This window comes from Campylobacter sp. VBCF_04 NA7, from assembly GCF_027737405.1.
Lineage (GTDB): Bacteria > Campylobacterota > Campylobacteria > Campylobacterales > Campylobacteraceae > Campylobacter_B.
On sequence record NZ_JAOVTT010000004.1, the window covers coordinates 17,511 to 33,023 of the forward strand.

The following is a 15,513-nucleotide window of genomic DNA, read 5'->3' on the forward strand; positions in this document are numbered from 1 at the left end:
AACAAAATGGCGATAAACCCTAAAATAGTAAAAAATATAGCTTGGCTTTTATGCGAACACGGAGTTAGGATAGTAATGGGCTTAGCCGTTACTATGATTTTAGCTCGTGTGTTAAGCGTAGAAGAGTATGGGAATTTTCAGTATATTTTAGGACTTGTTGTTATTTTTTCTGCTCTTTCATATATAAATCCAGCTGAAATCGTCGTTCCACGCCTAACAAATGCTGATGCCACAGAGCGCAAAATCATAATGGGAAACGGCTTTGTTATAAGGTTTGTTTCGTCGGTGATTGCGTATTTAGCGTTGCTTTTGTTTGTATTTTTTACAGATGACATAAAGATTTTTTATTTAAGCGTTGTTATGGCTTCGTCTATTTTAGTAAATGAAAGCTCCGCGATTATCACGGCATATTTACAGTCGCAAACTATGATAAAATATCGCTCTGTTTTGGTTATGGCAACACATATAATCAAACTTTTAATGTTTTTAGCTCTTTATTATTTGGGTGTTACAAATATCTATGCTTACGGCTTTGTAACGGCGTTTGAGCTATTTTTGATAGCTTTTGGTCTTTTAGCAGTTTATAGAATTTTAACAAAAGAGTGGTTTTTTACATACGATAAGGCTCAAATTTACAAATTTTTAAAGTTAGGTTTGCCGTTTTTTGCTGGAATTATTTTGATGATAGTTTGTAGGCGAGTTGATTTTATGTTTTTAAAGCATTTAGGCGATGAATTTTCTCTTGGGCTTTATACTTCGGCTATGTCGCTTTTAGGTATTGCAAGTGCTATTGCACCGATTGTAGCGATTTCATTTGCACCGATTTTTGTATATAAATTTGATGATATAAAAATCATAAAATCAAATGTCTTAAAACTTGCATTTGGTATGTTTGCAATGGCGATTTTAACGGCAGTTATTTTATATTTTTTAGCTCCACTAGTTATAAATTTAATCTTTGGAGCGAAATTTAACGGAACGATTCCAGTGTTTAAATTTTTAATATTTGTTTTGCCTTTTGTATTTTTGGATAATGCACTTAATATCTATATTATAAAAATGCAACTTGGCAAAATTCTCATCTATAAATGGGCTTTGGTTTTGCTTTTTTCTAGTTTAGGCTATATAGTTTTTATACCGAAATTTCTAGCCTACGGCACCATTATAGGGTATGGCTTAGGATATTTGGTAGCGTGTTTGTTCGGGTTTTGGGTTATATTACAATCGGTGGCTAAATCATGATTTATTGGGTTTCATTTTATATTATTATGTCTTGTATAGTTTTATTTTTTAGAAAATATAAATTTATTCCATGGATTATGATTGGTTTTATGCTTACATTTAGGTATAAAATTGGAACGGATTATTTAAATTACTCAGAAATATATGATGAAATCGCAAGTGGTTATAGGACAGATTATGATTTTTTTCATATGTTTCTTGTAAATTTTACTGAATATTATGACTTTAACCAGCAATTTATATTTGCTATATACGCAATACTAACTATGATTTTTTTATATAAATTTTGTAATTATTATTTTAGCAATAAAATAGAATTTACATATTTAACTTTGACTATATTTTTGTTATTATTTATTAAATTAGCAGACCAAATGAGAGCTTTTTTGGCAATATCTATCTTTTTGTATTCAACAAAATTCATTATAAATAAAAATATATTTAAATATTTAATTTGCTGTATTTTAACTTTTTTAATTCACAAAAGTGCAATAATTATTTTGCCAATGTATTTTATTTTAAATATAAAATACAACAAAATATTATTTTCAGCTATTATAGTTGCAATTTGCGTTATACCTTTTATTCCGACAAATATTGTTGTATCGGCAATAGAAAAAATTCTCTCAATTGGTAATTTTACCAAATATTTAAATTACATAAATTCTAATAATTTTGCAGAATTTACAAGCATTGTTAGTAAGATTATTTTTGTTATATATTTTTTCATATTTTTATTATTTCACAAAATATATAATAAAAATGATAAAAAAGAAATTTTATTTTTTAATGGATTATTAGTATATTTACTTATTAAAAGTGTTCAATTCCATATGAACATGTTAGGTAGAGTTAGTACCTATTTCATACTATTCAATTATATTTTTTTAGTGTTGTTATATATACATTTTTATAAAAAAATATTACAAAAAAAAGTTGTTGCATTTTTTATGGTTTTTGCCCTAAATTTGATTGCTATAAATAACACATATAAATATTATCAAGAATACAGTGCAGCGCAACAATTTTCTTTTAATTTTTCAATAATTTCAAAAAACAATATGATTTTCCAAATTTTTGGAAATCATGAAGATGTGGTGAGTTGGAGAGATGAACAATAGATTAGATAAAAACCAATTAATTTCAATTATAGTTCCTGTCTATAATGTAAAAAAATATCTAAAAGAGTGTCTAAATTCAATCGTAAGCCAAACTTATACAAATTTAGAAATAATTCTAGTTGATGACGGAAGCACAGATGGCAGTGGCGAAATTTGCGATGAATTTGCAAAGCAAGAAGCCCGTATAAAAGTGCTTCATCAAAAAAACGCAGGTCAAGCAGTTGCTAGAAATGCTGGGCTTGACATTATGCAAGGTGAGTATTTATCTTTTGTAGATAGTGATGACATGATAGATGAAACTTATATAGAAACGCTTTATAATTTGATAAAAAAATATAATACAAAAATTTCTATGGCAAGTTATACTAAATTTAAATCTCAAAGTGAAATTGCAAATTTAAAAAATTTTGAGTGTGTAGAAAGAATTATTACCCCAAAAGATATTTTTAAAGGAAGTTGTAAAAAAGAGAAATTTTATTTGACTGCTATTTGGCGAATTTTATATCACAAATCGATTTTCAAAAATTTGCGTTTTCCAAGTGGCAAAATTCACGAAGATATAGCTGTTTGGTTTGATATTTTTAAAAATGAAAAAAATATAGCCATTTCAAATAAATATATATATTTTTACAGAGTAAATTTAAATTCAACAGTTAGAAAAAAAATAGATGAAAAGTTTTTTGTAATATTTGAAAATACGCAAAAATTTACAGATAATATTGTTAAAGCATATTCTGATTTACAAAAAGAAGCAAATTATTTACTTTGCCATATTAAAATGCAGACAATTATAAAAATATTAAAATACGATGATGAAAAATATTATTCAAAGATAAATGAATATCATAAATTTTTACAAGAGAAGCTAGATATAATGTTTGCAATAAAATCCAATTTTAAATTTGGACTTGCTATGAGTTTTTTTCATATGTCACCTAAAATATTCAAATTTGTATATACTTTATATAAAAAGTTAAAGGATTATAAATGCAAATAGATTTTGTAATTCCATGGGTAGATGGAAGTGATCCCGAGTGGATAAAAGAATTTAACAAACATTGCCCAAAAAACAGACAAATAGATATAAGAAATATCAGATACAGAGATATGGGATTATTAAAATATTGGTTTCGTGGCGTTGAAAAATTTGCTCCGTGGGTTAGAAAGGTGCATTTTATCACAAATGGACAAAAACCACAGTGGTTAAATTTAGACGCACCAAAACTAAATTTTGTTCGGCATTGTGATTATATTCCAGGTGAGTATTTGCCTGTTTTTAGCTCTCATCCTATCGAACTTTATATGCACAATATAAAAGATTTATCCGAACATTTTGTATATTTTAACGATGATTTATTTTTAACTGATTTTGTAAAAAAAGAATTTTTCTTTAAAGATGGTTTGCCATGCGATTGTGCCACTTTAAGTATCCCAGGAAATGGTTTTTTTTCACATTTTATATTGAATAATATGTTAGAAATAAACAAAAATTTTAATCTTTATAAATCAATTAAAAAAGATTTTTTTAAATGGTTTAATTATCGCTATGGTATAGAAAATTTAAAAAATATTCTTACTTTGCCATATTATAAATTGAATAGATTTTATATGATTTCAAATTATCATTTGTCTCAACCATTTTTAAAATCAACTTTTGAAAAAGTTTGGCAAAAATGCGATTGCATTTTAGAAACTACAATGCAATCTAAATTTAGAACTTATGATAATGTTAATCAATGGCTTATGCGTTATTGGCAAATTTATAGTGGAAAATTTTATCCGCAAGGAAACAAAGAAAAAAGACTTTTTGTGTTAGGTAAAAATGGGCATAGCATAAACAATATTTGCAATGCAATCAAAAATCAAAAATACAAAGAAATTTGTATAAATGACGGCGAAATTGAAAATTTTGATGAAGCAATGTCGCAGATAATCAGTGCTTTTGATAGTATTTTGCCTGAAAAATCAAGTTTTGAAATTTAAGGGAAAATTAATGGCAACTAACCAAAACAAGCACAATAAGCTTAGATTTTTAAATATACTTCTTGGAATTCCAGCGGTTTTGCTTTCGTTTTTTTTGCCGTCAAAAAAAGGTAGAATTATCATAAATTCTCACTTTAATACCAAATTTGACTACAACTCAAAATATCTGTTTTTATATATGTTAAAGGAAAATTACGATGTTTGGTTTGTCATAAACGATGATGAATTTAGAGCCGAGCTAACCAAAATTTACGGAAATCATTTCATAGAAACAAATTCTTTTATGGGAAAAATTTTCGCACTTCGCTCAAAAATTTGGTTTGTAAGTGCTTTTGAAATGCCTGTTGGCGGAGCTTTTTTCAAATATTTTAGAAAAGTTGTCCACTTAACTCACGGCTCACTTTTGAAAAATGTCGGGCTTTTAGAAAAAGATATTTCGTTTGTAAAAAAGATTTATTATAAATTTTTCATTCGCACAAATATCTCTTATTCTATCGCAACTAGTGAGTTTTTTGTGCCTAGCACGGCTGGTTACATAGGAATTTCACCAAAAAATATTTTAATCACAGGCTTTCCTAGAAACGATGCTTTATTTGAAGCCAACACGCCAAGACTGGAAATTTTGCAAGATAAAAGTTTTAAAATTCTTTACGCTCCGACTTGGCGAAAAGATAGCGATGTGCGAATTTTTCCGTTTGAAAATGTGGATTTTAAGGACTTAAATGAATTTTCAAAGCAAAACAATATTACGATTTTTATTCGCCTACACCCTGTTTTTGAAAAAAATCTTGACAGCAAGATTTTAGGCTCAAATATTAAGCTTTTTTCAGGTTCAGTTTATAGTGAGATTATGGATTATATGAGCTTTTTCGATGGGCTTATTACGGATTATTCGAGTATTGGGTATGATTTTTTGCTTTTGGATAGAGCGATGATGTTTTTGCCGTATGACTACGACGAATACGAGCGAAATGTAGGCTTTGCAGTGGATTATGATTTTGTTACGCCGGGCTTTAAGCCAAAGACAATTGATGAATTTAAAAATGCCTTAATCGATATGGCTACCACCGACAGTTTTAAAGAAAAAAGGCGAGAAATTTGCAACATTTGCAACACTTTCAAAAACGCCAACTGCGAAAGAGTGATAAAAACTTTGCGAAATTTAGGGATTAATGTGTGAATTTTTTAAATTTCTAATTCACTTTTGCGAAGTAAAAACTAACTTACAAACCCACAATCATCTAAAACAATAAGCCAAAATTTGCGAAAAAAATAAAAAAGACGGGCAAAACGCCCGTCAAATTAAAAATTATTCCCACTCGATAGTCGCAGGTGGTTTGGACGAAATATCATAAACTACTCTATTTATGCCTTCTACTTCGTTTATAATGCGACGAGAGCAGTTTTCAAGTAGATCATAAGGAAGACGCGAAAAACTAGCCGTCATGCCGTCGCTCGCATCGACCACACGCAAACAAACGGCATTTTCATAAGTGCGGTTATCGCCCATGACGCCGACACTTCGGACATTTAGTAACACACAAAATGCCTGCCAAGTTTTATCATACCAACCGCTCGATTTTAGCTCTTCACGCAAAATCACATCAGCCTTGCGTAAAAGCTCCAAACTAGCCGGATTTACTTCGCCCATAATGCGAATAGCTAGACCAGGTCCCGGGAAAGGATGGCGGAAAACGACATCACGACTAAGACCTAGTTCTAAGCCCAGTTGGCGCACTTCGTCTTTGAAAATCTCACGCAACGGCTCGATTAGTTCAAATTTCATCCACTCAGGAAGTCCCCCTACATTGTGATGGCTTTTTATCGTTTTACTTGCCCCGCTTGGAGAGCTTTCGATCACATCGGTATAAAGTGTGCCTTGTGCTAGATATTTTACATTTTCAAATTTTTTGGCTTCCTTATCAAAAACTTCGATAAAAGTCTCGCCGATGATTTTGCGTTTTTTCTCTGGTTCAGTTACGCCTTTTAAACGGCTTAGGAAAAGCTCGCTCGCATCGACGCTGATTAAATTTACGCCAAGTTTGAGCTTAAACATCTCTTCGACTTGCCTTGCTTCGTTTGTGCGAAGTAGTCCGTTATCTACAAAAACTACGATTAGATTCTCTGGCACTGCGTGGGCAAGGAGAGCTGCCACCACAGAGCTATCTACGCCGCCACTTACGGCACAAAGGACTTTGTCATTGCCCACTTTTGCTTTTATTTTTGCGATTTGCTCTTTTGCGAAGCTTCCCATATTCCAAGTGCTACTTAACCCGCAAATCTCTTTTGCAAAATTCTTTAAAATTTGATCTCCAAACTCGCTGTGTTGCACCTCTGGGTGGAATTGCAATGCGTAAATTTTCTTCGCGTCATTGCCAAACACGCACCACTCGCTCTCGTCAGAACACGCCAAAACCTCGAAATCCTCTGGCAGGCTAGCGACCTTGTCCGAGTGGCTCATCCACACGGTCGAATTATCATTTACGCCGTTAAAAAGCTTATTTGAACGAAGTAGTTTTAGACTTGCTTTGCCAAATTCTTTTTTCGCTGCTGGCACGACAGAGGCGCCGAAATGTTGCGCGATTAGCTGCATACCATAGCAAATCCCAAGTATCGGCAAGCCCAAATCAAAAATTTTCTCATCACAAAAATAAGCGTCCTTCGCATACACGCTCGCTGGCCCACCGCTTAAAATCAGACCTTTTGGGTTTTTCGCCATAATCTGTTCGATTGAGGCGTCAAATGGTATGAGCTCTGTATAAACACCTTGTTCGCGAAGCCTACGCGCGATAAGTTGCGTGTATTGCGAACCAAAATCCAAAACTAAAATGTCAGCTGTTTGCATATTTTCCCTTCATTAAAATTTCATTGATTATAACTAAATTTAGCCATTATTTGGTTACCTTGCTCGAATTTGAGCCTGTGCTATAAAACGGATCGGCTTTGTATCCGCACCCACTAAGCAAACCTAAAATAAAAAATGCTAAAATCAACTTATGGAAACTAAAAGTATTAAACAAATCATTGCACATGTGAAAAATAGTCCTTTATACGCCAAATTTCGTGCCAGAGAGAGTTTTATTAAAATTTTGCCCAAAAACTGGCAAAAAATCATAGCCTTTATCTACACCAAAAATGACATTTTGATGATAGCTGTGAAGCACCCAGCAGGACTTCAAGAGCTAAAACGAGATAGTAGTATAAAACTGATAAAAGATATATTAAAAATCTTTGCCAGCGTGCATAAATTTGGCGAATTTCACCCTGATATGGATGTGAAAATTTTCGTCGCTACCAAAACAATGAGCAAAAAGCGCAAGCAAGAACTCGCCCAAAAAAAGGCAAGTAGTAGCGATGTGCGCGTGATAGAAAAATCACAAGGCAAATTCACAAACAATATCAAAGATGAAAAAATTCATAAAATTTTTGAAGAAATAAGAGAGATTATCATTGCTAATCGACGAAATCAAATCCCTACCCGCTAATCCCGGCATTTATCAGTATTTCGGCGCAGATGGGAAATTGCTCTATGTGGGCAAGGCAAAGGTGCTAAAAAACCGCGTCAAAAGCTATTTTAGCTTCACTCCCACTCTCGCTCCAAGCCCGCGCCTTGGCGCTCGAATCGCCAAAATGATAAGCGAAGCTGTGCATTTAGAATACATCATCACCCCAAGCGAGAGCGACGCGCTGATTTTGGAAAATTCCTTTATCAAACAGCTTAAACCTAAGTATAATATCCTTTTGCGCGACGATAAAACATACCCTTATATCTATATAAATTTAAACGACAAATTTCCACGCTTTGAAATCACGCGCAAGGTGATAAAGGGGGCGAATATTCGCTATTTTGGTCCGTATTTTCACGGCGCAAAGGAAATTTTAGAGACGCTTTATATGAAATTTCCGCTCGTGCAGAAAAAAAACTGTATCAAAGACAAAAAAGCCTGCCTATTTGCTCAAATTAGCCGCTGTAAAGCCCCGTGCGAGGGCAAAATTTCAAGTGGCGAATATAAAAAAATAGTCGAAGAGGCGTTAAATTCGCTCAAAAATCCGCAAAAAATGGTGCCGTATCTAAGCTCGCTAATGCTTAAATTTGCCGAAAATGAAAATTTCGAAGAAGCCGCTAGCATGCGCGATAAAATCGAAATTTTAAAGCAAATGAATATCAAAGTCGAGGTGGATTTAGCAAGGTTAGATGATTTTGAAGTATTTGCGATTGCTGGGGAGGCAAATTTGATTTGTGCTGTGCATTTTAGCGTGAGAGAGGGCAAAATTTCGGCCTCGAACTATCACATTTCTCACCTAAAAAACGCAAACGATGACGACGCAAAAAACGGCTACAAACAGCTCATTTTAAGCGCATTTCCAGGGGGTTCGCCCGTGGCGTGTGCAAAAATTTATTGCTACGCTGAATTTGACGACAAGGCGCTTGTGAGCGAAATTTTAGCCAGCAGGCATGGCAGAAATTTTAGCATTATCGTCCCAAAAATCGGCGAAAAACGCAAAATTTGCGAAATCGCCTACCAAAACTGCCAAATAAACATAAAAAAATATCTCAAAACGCATGATTATGGATTTTTAGCGGAATTGAAAGATTATTTTAGCTTGCAAAATTTGCCTGTAAATATCGAAATTTTTGATAACTCACACATGTTTGGAAGTGCGCCAGTAGGGGCAATGGTCTGCTATAAAGAGGGCGAGTTTTTCAAAGAAAATTACCGCCACAAACACCTAAGCTCAAACAACGACTACGACCAAATGAAGGAATATCTCACCTCGCGTGCGCTTAAATTTGACGAGCTTGGCGCGCCTGATTTGTGGGTGATTGACGGCGGCGAAGTTTTGTTAAATTTAGCTTGCGACATTATTTCGAGCGTGGGAGCAAATGTCGATGTAATCGCGATTTCAAAGGAAAAATTGGGCGCCAAAGCTCACCGCGCCAAGGGATCGGCAAAGGATAAAATTTGCGCAAATAGTGGAATTTTTGCACTCCAACCAAACGATAAAAAATTACAATTTTTCCAAAAATTAAGGGACGAGGCACACAGATTTGCGATCTCATTTCATCAAAAAACAAAACGCAAAAATGACTTAAATAGCTCAAAACTCCTAAATTTAGGGCTTACGCAAGGCAAAATCAAAAAACTTTTAGATTTTTACGGAAGTTTCGAAAATATATATTTGGCAAATTTTGATGAAATAAAAAGCTTAATCGGACAAAATTTTGCTGAAAAATTGTTCAAATTCCGCCCATAAAATAGGCAAACAAAGCTACCTTTAAAGATTTTTAGAGTAAAATCCGAGATTAAATCTTTGAAATACAGTTTTCATTTTTCTTTGTAAAGCTTATTTTGAGGTTGAAATTTCACTTTTTTGCATTTTGCAAAATACGAAGGATGTTTTATGAGACTAAATACTTCTAGCGCTCTTAAAATGGTTGCGTGGGTTCCACTTTTAATCATTTTTGTCGTTGCGTCTTGGTATTTGTATGATGCTGCGAGGTTGTATAAAATCAACGAAAACCTCAAGCATAAAGTCGATATCTCAGCTGCTTTGTATGACTTCTACGAGGAGTTTGCCAAAGAGCGTGGTATCACAGCGGCGTATCTAGGTAGCGGTAACAATGTCGGTCTTGGCTCTGTTCTTAAAACACAACGCGCCAAAACTGATAAAGCATGGCAAGATTTCCTTGACTATCACGCTCAAACACACGAACAAGACAATGCTCTTCACCAACTTTTCATCGAGCACTCAGAGGCACAATCTGCTGCGATTGATCAAATTACAAATTTGATTGGCAGACTTCCTGAGGTTAGAAAAAGCATTGACAATCGTGACAAAGTATTCGTTGAGTTATTCGATGAGTATTATGATAAATTTGACGAGCAAATGACTGCCTTCCGTGATACTATCAACGAAAACTTGTATTCAGCCGATGTTGGTACTCTATCGCTTACTCTTGCAAACATGTATGACACGATCTCTGGAACAGCTGCGGTTCGCGATGTTAGTATCGAATACATCATCTCAGGTAGCCCACTTCCTAGGGAAGAGATTGATCACTGGAAAGAGCACGCATGGACATCAGAAATGCCTGACCTAGTCATCGCTACTCACTATGCTGCTACTGGTGAAGATATCGCTATCAAAGGCGAGCTAGAAGAGTATTTCGCTAAACCTGAAAATGAGCAAATCGCCGAAAATGCACAAAATGCAATGAGAACGATTGAAACTCAATTAGCAACTGGCGAGTATGATATTCCATTTAACGAGTGGTTTAGTATCCAATCTAAAAAATATGCAATGCTAGACGAAGCTGTTAAAATGACTTCTAACGCACTACATGAGCGTGTTGATACTCACTCAGCGCAACAACTTCAAACATTGATTTTCGCTGCTGCTGCGTTCTTGCTATCACTTATCCTAGTTGGTTTCTCAATCGCCGTCGTTAGACGCATTAACAGAAACATCAACGACCTTGGAAGGGTTCTTGGTAGAGTTGGTGAGCTTTCTAACAACAACGAGCAATTCGATATCAACACAGCTGACGGTATCGACAAAGCCTACTCGCTTATCGAGGACGCGATCGACTTCATTGCCTTGCAAAAAGCAGAAGCCGAGGATGCTAACAAAGCGAAATCTATCTTCCTTGCGAATATGTCACACGAGATTAGAACTCCGCTTAATGGTATTATTGGATTTACAGAGTTGCTCAAAAACACAGATTTGGACGAAGAAAAACGCGATTATGTCGATACAATCGAAAAATCATCTGAAAACCTTCTAACCATTATTAATAACATTCTTGATGTTTCTAAAATCGAAAGCAATAAAGTTGAGATTGAGGATATTTTATTCAACCCAATTCAAGATTTCGAAAGTGCTGTTGAGATCTACGCTGCGAAAGCTGCTGAGAAAAACATCGATATCTTGCTTTACATTGACCCTACGCTGGTTCATCACCTATACGGCGATATTACTAAGATTAAAGAAGTTCTTATCAACCTTATGTCAAATGCCGTTAAATTTACACCAGAGCAAGGTAGCATTGCTGTTAATATCGTCAGAGAAGAAGAGAAAAACCCTGGCGAAGCTATCGTAACATTTAGCGTCGAAGATACAGGTATCGGTATCTCTGAGGATAAACTAGCAAATGTATTTAACGCCTTCTCACAAGCTGATTCTACAATCACTAGAAAATACGGCGGAACCGGTCTTGGTCTAACCATTTCATCTAAATATGTTGCGATGATGGGTGGTAAGTTGCAAGTTAAATCAACAGTTGGTAAAGGAACGAAATTCTTCTTTACTCTACCACTTAAAGAGACTCAAAAATCAGACGCAGAAGAGATGTTTGCTCACATCAGTGGCTTAAATTTCGCACTTCTAGCAGATCCTAACGATGTAATGTATAGCGATGTCGTTAAGAGATATGTAAATAATCTAGGTGCAAAAATTTCAGTCTTTAATTCAAGCGCGCAACTTCGCTCTGCACAAAACAATAACTCTTTTGACGCGTTGATTACTAGATTTAAAAACTATGGCGATGTAAGCAATACTACGATTTTACCTACAATCCTAACTCTAAAACCAAAAGAGTTACAAAGTATTAGCATTACAAACCCTAGAATTTTCACTCTATCTGAGCCAGTGAACTTATCAAAACTAGGCAAAACAATAGACAAAATTCAAAAATCTGGTTCATTAAAAGCTAGACCAGCAGCGGCAGCAGCGGCAGCGCCAGTAGTAGAGGAGCCTAGCCTATCTGCTATCGCTGATGAATCACCAATTATCCCAGATATCACTCTTGATGAATCGCCAATCGTCGAGGAAAGCCCTATCGTAGAAACTCCGATAGTTGCAGAAGAGATGATTATGGAAGAAGCTCCACTAGCCGTAGAAGAGCCAAAAATAGAAGAACCAAAAGTAGAAGAACCAAAACCATCTAGCTCATCAGCAGATGAATTGCGTGCAATTTTACAAAACAGACACAGAGGCACAGCTAGCGAAGCAAGCTTCGTATCTACACCAGAGCCTGCAATCTCAGAGCCAGTTGTAGAACCTAGCGTAAGCATCGAGCCTGAAATCCCAGAGATTAGAACTGATATTTCTGATATCACTCTTGATATCCCTGAAACACCAAATGTCGAGGTAGAAATCCCTGAGATTACAATTGAAGAGCCGGTTGTGGCACCGGTTGTAGAAGCAGAAAGCCAAGAGATTGAAATTTCAGATATCGAAGCTCAAATCAGCGAGCCAGAAGTAGCAATTCAAACTCCTGAGATCAAAGTAGAAGCTCCAAGCGTAGAAGTTAGCGCTCCTGTGGTAGAACCGGTCGTAGAGCCTGAGCCAGTAGTCGAGCCAGTTGCTGCGGTTGTAGAACCAGTAGTTGAGCCAGTCGTAGAAAAAGTAGTCGAGCCAGTGGTAGAGACAGTCGCTCCTGCCGCAGCAGCTACTAAACAAAGAGTAATCGAAGAAATCATCGAAGTTCCTGTTACAATCTACGAGGAAGTTCAACAAGAAGAGACAATTATGGTTGAAGAGGAAGTTGAAGTCGAAGAGGAAGTTGAAGTTCCTGCTGAGCACAATCCAAACGATGACAATGTTCCTATGGTTAATCGCAAATACGCTGCTAAAATCCTAATCGCAGAGGATAATGAAATTAACCAAAAACTTATGAAGCACACATTAAACAGCTTCGAAATGGATTTAACAATCGTAGAAAACGGCTTGTTAGCACTAGAAGCTAGAAAATCAGGCGAAGAGTATGATTTGATTTTTATGGATATTTCAATGCCTGTAATGGACGGTATCGAAGCAACAAAACAAATCAAACAATACGAAGCAGATAACAACCTACGCCATATCCCAATCGTAGCTGTTACAGCTAACGCGCTAAAAGGCGATAGAGAGAAATTTATGGCAGCTGGTTTAGATGAGTATTGTACAAAACCGATCAAAAAAGACATTTTGGCCAATATGCTTAATGACTTTATCGGCGACAAACGCTCTGACGCGGCTCCTGCTGGTGGCACAGTCAAACAAATAGTCAAAAAACTTGTAAAACGCCAAGTTCCAAAAACTATTTTAAAAACCGTGAAAGTGCCTAAAACGATAATGAAACAAGTTCCTAAGAAAACTATCGTTAATGAGCCAGTAGCACAAGCTGTCAAAGCAAAAGATGTCTTGATTTGTAAAGCAAATGTCATGGAAAGCAAAATTTTCGCAAGCATTTTGAAACACCAATACAAAGATGTTGATATGGCTGCAAATTTTGAGCAACTAATTACTATGGCAACTAACGATAGCTACAAATTGGTATTGATAGATAAAAAACTAGCTGGTATCGATTTCGCTGCCCTAGAAAATCTACACCAAAAAGCGCCAAATACAAATCTAGTATTGTTCTCTAACGACAACGACGAGAACCCTGCATTTAGCGAAGTTGTTACTTACAATATCACTAAATCTGGCCTAGAAAAACTTGCGCAAAAATATATATAAGGGATAGTTGATGAAAGAATTAAAAGTTTTGATGATTGATGATGACCTTATAAATTTGAAACTATTAGAAGTTATGATAAAAAAATATGGTAAATTTACCACAATCCTCCAAGCCAAAAACGGCTTGGACGGATTGGCTGTATTAGAGGCAGAGCCAGTGGATTTAGTCCTACTTGACATTGTTATGCCTGTAATGAACGGCTTAGAATTTTTAGATAACTTGCATTCTAGGGAGCATATCGCACATATTCCTGTAATAGTTTTGACCACAGATGAAACTGCAAAAAGAGAAGCTTTAAATAAAGGCGCGTATGACTTTATGACTAAGCCAATCGATTATTCAGATTTACAACGCAAGCTAGATGATGTTATGAACATAATCGGTGATTAATTTCACCGATTTTGTCCTTGTAGCTCAGCTGGATAGAGCGCAAAATTCCTAATTTTGAGGCCGTGAGTTCGAATCTCGCCAGGGACACCACCTAATATATTTTTAGTCTTCTTTTTCATTACAATTGATTTCATAAAAACCATAAATATCAGCATTTGATTATATACTCTTTAATTTTTAATCTTTTTTTTGCAAGTTTTTTCTCGAATCATGTAAATATCTAACTAAAAATCTCTGTGTATAAAGTGCAAAATTTTGATAAATTTTGAAAATTTTAATGAAATATCCCTTAAATTCATTAACCTTTAAGTAGCTTAAATTTAGAATTATTCCTAAATCAATTAAAGGAGAAAAAATGAAAATCTTTAAAATCCTATCAACAACCGCAATCTTTGCAAGCCTAGCTTTCGCTGGGATTAACCTAAACACCGCCACAAAAGACGAGTTAATGGCACTTCCTGGCATCGGCGAAGCCAAGGCTGAGGCTATCATCGAATACAGAAAAAACAACAAATTTAACTCAATCGACGAGATTAAAAACATCAAAGGTATCGGCGAGAAGCGCTTCGAGGCTATCAAGGACGACCTAACGCTTACTGGCAAGACGGACACTAGCGACCTAAAATCTGCCGTGAAAAAAGAAAAAGAAAAAGCTGCGAAAAAGGCTGATAAAAAGGTCAAAAAAGAGGTTGTAAAACTAAAAGACAAAGCCGCGAGCACCGATACAGCCAAAAAAGCCAAAAAAGCAAAAGATACAGCAGATGAAGCCAAAAAAATCAAAAAAGCTGTGAGCGAGTAGAGAATTAGAATTTATACATTCTGCAAAATTCTTAAATTTCCAAATTTACGCTATGGGTTAAATTTTAAATTTAGCCCGTAGCTTGAAATTTTAAAATTTACAAATTTATCGCATTACAAATACTGCCCCGATACGCGAACCATTGTCATTGCAAGAATTTTTGAAGCGTTCGCTATTGTCATTGCGAGGAGCGAAGCGACGAAGCGATCTACGACTTTAAAATTCCTTGCGCTAAATTTGCTATCATTGCGAGCGAGTGTAACGAGCGAAGCAATCCAGGGGAAATTCAGATAAATTTTGCTAATTTTTAAATTCTCTCTAAATTTTACTGGATTGCTTCGCTACGCTCGCAATGACACGAAATTCAGATTTTTGTAATTGTCGCTCGTAGATTGCTTCTCTTTCTGCGAAAGCTCGCAATGACAGATTAGACAAATTTGTTCCCCATTGTCATTGCGAGGAGCGAAGTGACG

Annotated in this window: 11 protein-coding genes and 1 tRNA gene; 11 read left to right on the forward strand and 1 reads right to left on the reverse strand. The window is 35.3% G+C overall.

Features of this window, described 5'->3' with window-relative positions; genetic code table 11:
• Window positions 1–6: 6 nt before the first annotated feature.
• Genes OFO00_RS04570 through OFO00_RS04590 form a run of 5 tightly spaced genes read left to right on the forward strand, consistent with a single transcriptional unit; the run spans window position 7 to window position 5,526 of the window.
• Window positions 7–1,242: an oligosaccharide flippase family protein gene (locus OFO00_RS04570; RefSeq protein WP_270865063.1), complete on the forward strand. Its 1,236-nt coding sequence runs from the start codon at window positions 7–9 to the stop codon at window positions 1,240–1,242.
• Window positions 1,239–2,363 carry an EpsG family protein gene (locus OFO00_RS04575; RefSeq protein WP_270865064.1) on the forward strand — a complete coding sequence of 375 codons (1,125 nt, stop codon included), beginning with the start codon at window positions 1,239–1,241 and terminating at the stop codon, window positions 2,361–2,363. The genes OFO00_RS04570 and OFO00_RS04575 overlap by 4 nt, the downstream gene beginning before the upstream one ends.
• Window positions 2,353–3,360 (forward strand): glycosyltransferase family 2 protein, encoded by a 1,008-nt coding sequence (locus OFO00_RS04580; RefSeq protein WP_270865065.1) that lies wholly within the window; start codon window positions 2,353–2,355, stop codon window positions 3,358–3,360. Before OFO00_RS04575 ends, OFO00_RS04580 begins: the two co-directional genes overlap by 11 nt.
• Window positions 3,351–4,346, forward strand: coding sequence for a stealth family protein (locus OFO00_RS04585; RefSeq protein WP_270865066.1), 996 nt, complete (start codon window positions 3,351–3,353; stop codon window positions 4,344–4,346). Before OFO00_RS04580 ends, OFO00_RS04585 begins: the two co-directional genes overlap by 10 nt.
• 10 nt (window positions 4,347–4,356) lie before the next feature.
• Window positions 4,357–5,526, forward strand: a complete 1,170-nt coding sequence (locus OFO00_RS04590) for a CDP-glycerol glycerophosphotransferase family protein (protein ID WP_270865067.1) — start codon at window positions 4,357–4,359, stop codon at window positions 5,524–5,526.
• A 129-nt stretch (window positions 5,527–5,655) separates the two neighbouring features.
• Here the strand turns inward: OFO00_RS04590 and guaA are convergent, their stop codons facing one another.
• Window positions 5,656–7,191: a glutamine-hydrolyzing GMP synthase gene (gene guaA / locus OFO00_RS04595; RefSeq protein ID WP_270865068.1), complete on the reverse strand. Its 1,536-nt coding sequence runs from the start codon at window positions 7,189–7,191 to the stop codon at window positions 5,656–5,658.
• A 151-nt stretch (window positions 7,192–7,342) separates the two neighbouring features.
• Here guaA and OFO00_RS04600 point away from each other — a divergent pair, with 151 nt between their 5' ends.
• From OFO00_RS04600 to OFO00_RS08040, 6 genes are all read left to right on the forward strand, one after another.
• Window positions 7,343–7,831, forward strand: a complete 489-nt coding sequence (locus OFO00_RS04600) for a hypothetical protein (protein ID WP_270865069.1) — start codon at window positions 7,343–7,345, stop codon at window positions 7,829–7,831.
• Window positions 7,797–9,602 carry an excinuclease ABC subunit UvrC gene (gene uvrC / locus OFO00_RS04605; RefSeq protein WP_270865070.1) on the forward strand — a complete coding sequence of 602 codons (1,806 nt, stop codon included), beginning with the start codon at window positions 7,797–7,799 and terminating at the stop codon, window positions 9,600–9,602. The genes OFO00_RS04600 and uvrC overlap by 35 nt, the downstream gene beginning before the upstream one ends.
• 147 nt (window positions 9,603–9,749) lie before the next feature.
• On the forward strand, window positions 9,750–13,850 hold the full coding sequence (locus OFO00_RS04610) for an ATP-binding protein (protein ID WP_270865071.1): 4,101 nt from the start codon (window positions 9,750–9,752) through the stop codon (window positions 13,848–13,850).
• 10 nt (window positions 13,851–13,860) lie between these two features.
• Complete coding sequence (locus tag OFO00_RS04615; protein ID WP_270859672.1) at window positions 13,861–14,241, forward strand: response regulator; 381 nt, start codon at window positions 13,861–13,863, stop codon at window positions 14,239–14,241.
• Window positions 14,242–14,254: 13 nt separating this feature from the next.
• A tRNA-Arg gene (locus tag OFO00_RS04620) sits at window positions 14,255–14,331 on the forward strand.
• A gap of 265 nt (window positions 14,332–14,596) precedes the next feature.
• On the forward strand, window positions 14,597–15,040 hold the full coding sequence (locus OFO00_RS08040; protein ID WP_442867907.1) for a ComEA family DNA-binding protein: 444 nt from the start codon (window positions 14,597–14,599) through the stop codon (window positions 15,038–15,040).
• Window positions 15,041–15,513 lie beyond the last annotated feature (473 nt).

Bases quoted from the DNA above. Each gene is read 5' to 3' on its own strand.
- OFO00_RS04615 (WP_270859672.1), top strand. From the start codon at position 13,861: ATGAAAGAATTAAAAGTTTTGATGATTGATGATGACCTTATAAATTTG.
- OFO00_RS04575 (WP_270865064.1), top strand. From the start codon at position 1,239: ATGATTTATTGGGTTTCATTTTATATTATTATGTCTTGTATAGTTTTA.
- OFO00_RS04610 (WP_270865071.1), top strand. From the start codon at position 9,750: ATGAGACTAAATACTTCTAGCGCTCTTAAAATGGTTGCGTGGGTTCCA.
- guaA (WP_270865068.1), bottom strand. From the start codon at position 7,191: ATGCAAACAGCTGACATTTTAGTTTTGGATTTTGGTTCGCAATACACG.
- OFO00_RS08040 (WP_442867907.1), top strand. From the start codon at position 14,597: ATGAAAATCTTTAAAATCCTATCAACAACCGCAATCTTTGCAAGCCTA.
- OFO00_RS04580 (WP_270865065.1), top strand. From the start codon at position 2,353: ATGAACAATAGATTAGATAAAAACCAATTAATTTCAATTATAGTTCCT.
- OFO00_RS04590 (WP_270865067.1), top strand. From the start codon at position 4,357: ATGGCAACTAACCAAAACAAGCACAATAAGCTTAGATTTTTAAATATA.
- OFO00_RS04585 (WP_270865066.1), top strand. From the start codon at position 3,351: ATGCAAATAGATTTTGTAATTCCATGGGTAGATGGAAGTGATCCCGAG.
- OFO00_RS04570 (WP_270865063.1), top strand. From the start codon at position 7: ATGGCGATAAACCCTAAAATAGTAAAAAATATAGCTTGGCTTTTATGC.
- OFO00_RS04600 (WP_270865069.1), top strand. From the start codon at position 7,343: ATGGAAACTAAAAGTATTAAACAAATCATTGCACATGTGAAAAATAGT.